Source organism: Campylobacter sp. BCW_4332 (assembly GCF_001763175.1).
GTDB lineage: Bacteria > Campylobacterota > Campylobacteria > Campylobacterales > Campylobacteraceae > Campylobacter_D > Campylobacter_D jejuni.
This window is the reverse complement of the sequence record NZ_MJYF01000058.1, coordinates 1-4925: the sequence shown is the minus strand read 5'-3', so window position 1 is coordinate 4925 and position 4925 is coordinate 1. Positions and strand designations below refer to the sequence as shown.

7 protein-coding genes are annotated in these 4925 nt (G+C 24.6%); all 7 read right to left on the bottom strand.

From position 1 onward, the window contains the following. The coding region (locus AJN64_RS09790) for a hypothetical protein (RefSeq protein ID WP_261665712.1) at nt 1-819 on the bottom strand (819 nt) is incomplete at its 3' end. Then, on the bottom strand, nt 819-2201 hold the full coding sequence (locus AJN64_RS06205) for a hypothetical protein (RefSeq protein ID WP_070292812.1): 1383 nt from the start codon (nt 2199-2201) through the stop codon (nt 819-821). The genes AJN64_RS06205 and AJN64_RS09790, both read right to left, overlap by 1 nt. Further along, entirely contained in the window at nt 2201-2884 is a 684-nt protein-coding gene (locus AJN64_RS09590) for a hypothetical protein (protein ID WP_083262326.1), read from the bottom strand. The genes AJN64_RS06205 and AJN64_RS09590 overlap by 1 nt, the downstream gene beginning before the upstream one ends. Before the next feature lie 81 nt (nt 2885-2965). Next, complete coding sequence (locus tag AJN64_RS06195; protein ID WP_002880729.1) at nt 2966-3412, bottom strand: hypothetical protein; 447 nt, start codon at nt 3410-3412, stop codon at nt 2966-2968. Nucleotides 3413-3415: 3 nt separating this feature from the next. Next, on the bottom strand, nt 3416-3970 hold the full coding sequence (locus AJN64_RS06190) for a hypothetical protein (protein ID WP_070292811.1): 555 nt from the start codon (nt 3968-3970) through the stop codon (nt 3416-3418). 352 nt (nt 3971-4322) lie between these two features. Beyond that, a complete protein-coding gene (locus tag AJN64_RS09565) occupies nt 4323-4496 on the bottom strand; it encodes a hypothetical protein (protein WP_153882527.1) in 174 nt (57 codons plus the stop codon). Nucleotides 4497-4638: 142 nt separating this feature from the next. Beyond that, nucleotides 4639-4869, bottom strand: coding sequence for a hypothetical protein (locus AJN64_RS06185; RefSeq protein ID WP_002881838.1), 231 nt, complete (start codon nt 4867-4869; stop codon nt 4639-4641). Between the last annotated feature and the right edge of the window lie 56 nt (nt 4870-4925).

Below are 4925 nucleotides of genomic sequence, written 5' to 3'. Positions count from 1 at the left end.
ATCTTGATCTAATTCTCCAAAGTAAAAAGGATTATTAGGAAGTTCATTTGATCCTGTAAGGAGGGTGGAGTTTAAAAAGATTTTTATATCTAAACTTTTAAAATCTATTTGATATTTTTCTTCTATGTCCTTTATATCCAAAACACTTCTATCTTTTGCAAAAATATCACAATGATTATCATAAATATGGATCAAATTTGACATAGAGATGAAAGAAGTATTGTTAGAATTATCTTGCAAATCTTGTAAATTTACTTTATCTAAGAATATGATTTTTATATTATTTGTCTTTAATACTATGGTATTGGTATTTTTATCATAAAATTGCTCTATGTTAAATACTTCGTTTAAAATTAAATTAACATCATTTTCCTTAGTATTAAAGCTTTGATTATTTAGATTATCTTGTAAGGAAATTTCTTTATTTAAATAGTCTTGGATATCTTTTATTTTTTCATTTCTTTTTTCTTTTAAAGTATTGATAGATTTATAAAGCCTTTTTCTAGCATCAAGATAGGTATCATTGAGCTTTTCTTTATCTAGGATGAAGATTTTTGTGAAAGTAGAATTATAGCCTATAACACTGCTATTTAAAAAAGTTTCATTATTTTCTTTATAAAATACATATTCTTTGCAAACATAAAGAGCTCTTAAAAGTGAAATATCAGATTCGATATTAATCTCATCTATATCTTTTAAATCTAAATGTTTTATATAAAAATTCTTATCTTTTTGCATTAGATTAAAAATAGCACTAACAAGACTTTTTGTTTTTTTCGTATGATGATAGTTTAGTTCATAAAGAAAAGTATTTAACATTAATATCCCTGAAAATCTCTAAAAAATTCTTCCCATCCATAAAAAAAATGTAATGACGGCTCATCATCTTTAATTCTAGATTGTTTTAACAATTCTTCACATATATCTTCTATAGAAATTAAAACAAGAATCCATTTTAAAATAGTGGCTTTTTTAGCAAAACCAAAAACACTTTCTGCAGATTTTTTTGAACCATCAAATTTAAAATTAAGTTGCAACTTAAAATAATCTAATTTCAAAGCTATAATTTCATTAGGCTTTATATGCGTTCCAAACTTTTGAAATATTTCTTCAGAGTCATCTAAATCAATGGTGTATATTTTGTAAATTTCTGCATTTAGCAGCTTTGAAAATTCTTCATTCCCTTTTAATAAATTTTCTATTAAGTTTTTAAATCCTCGCGCTTGGATTGGAGTTAGTGTATAAACGCTATTATAATCTAATTCTTTGAATATCACACTAAAATCCAAAGGAGCGTTTTGTATTTGTAAATAAAGCTGAGTTGTATTTTTTTGACTCTTTATATTGTTGGGAAACAATTCTTTAACCTCATAAGGAGTATCTTCCTTAAAAGCTATAGAATTATCTTTTAAAATAATATTATTTTTAAGCTCTTGTGTTATTGGAATCAGCTTAATATTTTTTAGATTAGCATCAAAGATATTAAAATTGTATCCCAAAATTTCAATTCCATCATCAAATTTATTTCCTATATAATTTGTATATTTTGTATATTCATTTTCATATACTCCCATGGCATTATAGGTGTATAAAGCTTTAACACTTTGTGGAAAAGACAAAACAAAAAGCTGTGCCAAATATCCACCAAAACAATGTCCAGTAACAATAAGTTTATCATTACCTAAAAAATGCCTGACTTTATCATCGTAAAATTTTAATAATTGCAAATAATATTCCAGAGGAACTTGAGATCTGAAAATTTGTGCACCGGCTTTTATACTATCCCAAAAAGAAAAACTAAATTGAAAAATATCTATACCTCTAAATGCAAGAATTAATTCATTATCTTTAGTATCTTTAAAAAGCGTAGCAGAAAAGCTTGTATCATCATCTTGAATAAAGGCTAATACTTCATAGCGATTTATAAATTCATTAGCATTATCTTCGTCAAAACTAATATTATAAGTATCTAACACAAGCATAGAACTTTGGGTTATGGCTTGGAAGTATGTGGGAGAATTAATGTTATTTTCTTTTAACATTTCTATATCCTGTTTTGTATAATATTGTGTTTGATTTTTCAACCCCCATTTTTTATCTTCTTTTCCAAACATACCCTCATTTAAACCTGTAGAATAACTAGCCCAGCACATTCTAGCATATTTATAAAGTTTCATATATTTGGCTTGTTTTTCATACATTAGTAGCCTCTTTTTTCTTGTAATTCTTTATATTTTTGAATATCATAGCATATCATTTTTCTTTTGTATTTAGCAAACATACCTATGTCAAGCCAAGAGTATGTATTGTCTATTTTATATTCTTGTATTGTATTTTTGCCGTCCTTATAGTACCATAAAATAATAATTTTTTTTATTCTAAAATCTACATATTGCTCTGTTATGTTGAATAAAATATCCTTGTTTATTTTTTTATAATTATCCCAAAGACTTATAATATTTTTTGCATCATAAATAACCGCCTTAGAATCAGCCTTCTCACACAAACTCTCAAATTCTTTAAAACTACTTTGCCATTCAAGAGGTACAAAAGAGTATCCAAACCAAAGAAGCATGAATAATGGATAAGGTAAAAATAAATAAAACTTTTTAATTTTTTTATCAATATTAAAAATTTTAAAGACAAGATAAAAGACAAGCTTTAAAAATAAATATGCCCATATAGTAGAAAGTATAAACAAGCTAATCCATCCAAAGAAAGGAAAAGGGAAAAAGGTTAAAAGAGTTAAATAAGTAATATTATAAAAAGTTAAGATGACAAGAAAAAGATAAAATAAAGCTTGTTTTATATTTTTAAAGAATTGTTTTTTTAAATCATTTGAATTTTCTTTATTGTTAAAATAATGATAGAGCTTGTTTTTCATATATTTTTATCCTATATTACTTTGATTATTATCTTTAGTATCTTCAAACAAAATAGCACTAAAGCCACTTAAAGTGTTAGACTAATGTTTTAAAAGTTTAAATCTATTTATAAAATCAATGATTCTTTTACTAAGTGTATCATTTAACCCCACCCTACTAATATCATTATCCAATGTTATTTCTTTACTATCAAAACAAGTATTTATAAGAGAAATACAATATTTAGGTTCTATTTTAACTATTTTATTTTGTTCAAAACGAGCTTGTATAGCACAAGCATAAGCTGTGTTTGTATTTTTAGGTTTTACAATATCTTCCCCTTTACTATTTTTCATAACAATATCTTGCTTTAATTTATCACCAAAAGTAAGTTTATCTGCTTTATAAATATTATTCTTTTCATCTTGCTCTATATTTTCCCAAACATATTGCAACATAGCATAACTAGCATCTGCTATATCAGCATAGTCTAAAAATTTAGTGATTAAGTCTAATTTAGCTTCTTGTGTTTTAATGTTTTTGCTCATTTGTTATTCCAAAGTTTCAACTTGCCAGTCATCTTTCTTAAATTTTTTGTCAATATTCTTACAACTTAATACTTCCATATATCTAAAATATAATCCAGCACCCTCATCGCCTTTCAAGAATATACCATAATTATCATAAAAATATGTATTAACACGATAATACACTACTTGGTTTTCATTTTTTCTTTCAAATCTAGTTTCCACTATTCTATCTTTTATTTGCTTACTTTTAGGTGTCACTATTATATTTGTTTTATTCTTTATAGATTCATCCTCAATCAACACTTTTCCCAAATTAAAATAACACAAGCTCTTAAACTTATAATACTGCGGATCCATATATTTATAAGAACAGCCTCCTGTTAAGAATAATAAAAGATATACAGGCAAAAGAAATAAAGTAAGTTTTTTAAATATTGTTTTAAAATTTATAGTTTTTGTTTTATTTTTTAATTTATAAAAAATTTTAAAGATAAAATATAAAATAATAGAAAATATAAAAACAAAAAAGAAAAATATAAGAATAAATATTAAAAGATTAACAAAGAATTCTAGCATTTATTAACTCCTCTTAATTTTCTCTGTTTTTTCATAAGACAATTTGTAGTGTTGGGCTGATGAAATTTAATCTCATATCTTTGAGAAAAATTTCTAGCTTGTAATTCTCTAAAATCTCCATTTAGTTTCACATAAAAAATAAAGAATCATCTATAACCAAATATCCATTATATTCATCATGTAATGCTTTAAAATAGTCCAATTTTTCTAATTCACTCTTATCTTTAAAAAATCTAGTTTTAGATATTTTAAATCCTAAAGCTTTTTGTCCTTCAGTATAAACAAAATTAAAATAACTAGCTTACACAAATTCTGTATAATCTTTTAAATTGTTGATTTATTCCTTATATTATTATTGATAAAGATTACCACAAGCGAGCCCATCCTCTATAAACTCAAAATTCATATTACCCTCATTGCCTTCTAACACATACCTTCTAGTATTCCAATATGGACTTATATGCATATCAACAATCTTGTGTAAAGACATTTGCATATTTTTTGTTTTTAGTACAATATTATCCATCTCTATCTTTTCTTGAAAATTTGAAGGAGTTTTGAAGTATCATCGTAATATATAAAGCCACATTTCTATCCTACTATATTTTTTTACATGTCGAAAATCATCTATGCCGCCTAACTTTTTATCAAAATACCCTAGAATCTTATTATACTTTAGGAAGTTCATTTAACTTACACATATTCCTAAATTGCCAATAACTAGGCTCTAAATAATAAGAATAAGGAGTATAATAAAAGATAATTAAGCCTATACTTCCAAGAAAGACTAAAAACTTTGAAACGCTTTTTGTAGATTTAAAGATGATTTTATAAATAAATTTTAATATAAGATAAGAAAGAATAGTAGAAATTATAATAAGAAGTAATATATATGTCATGGGTTATCTCCTTAGATTCTCTATTTTATTAAAATTAAGATGTAATTTTGTGGTTT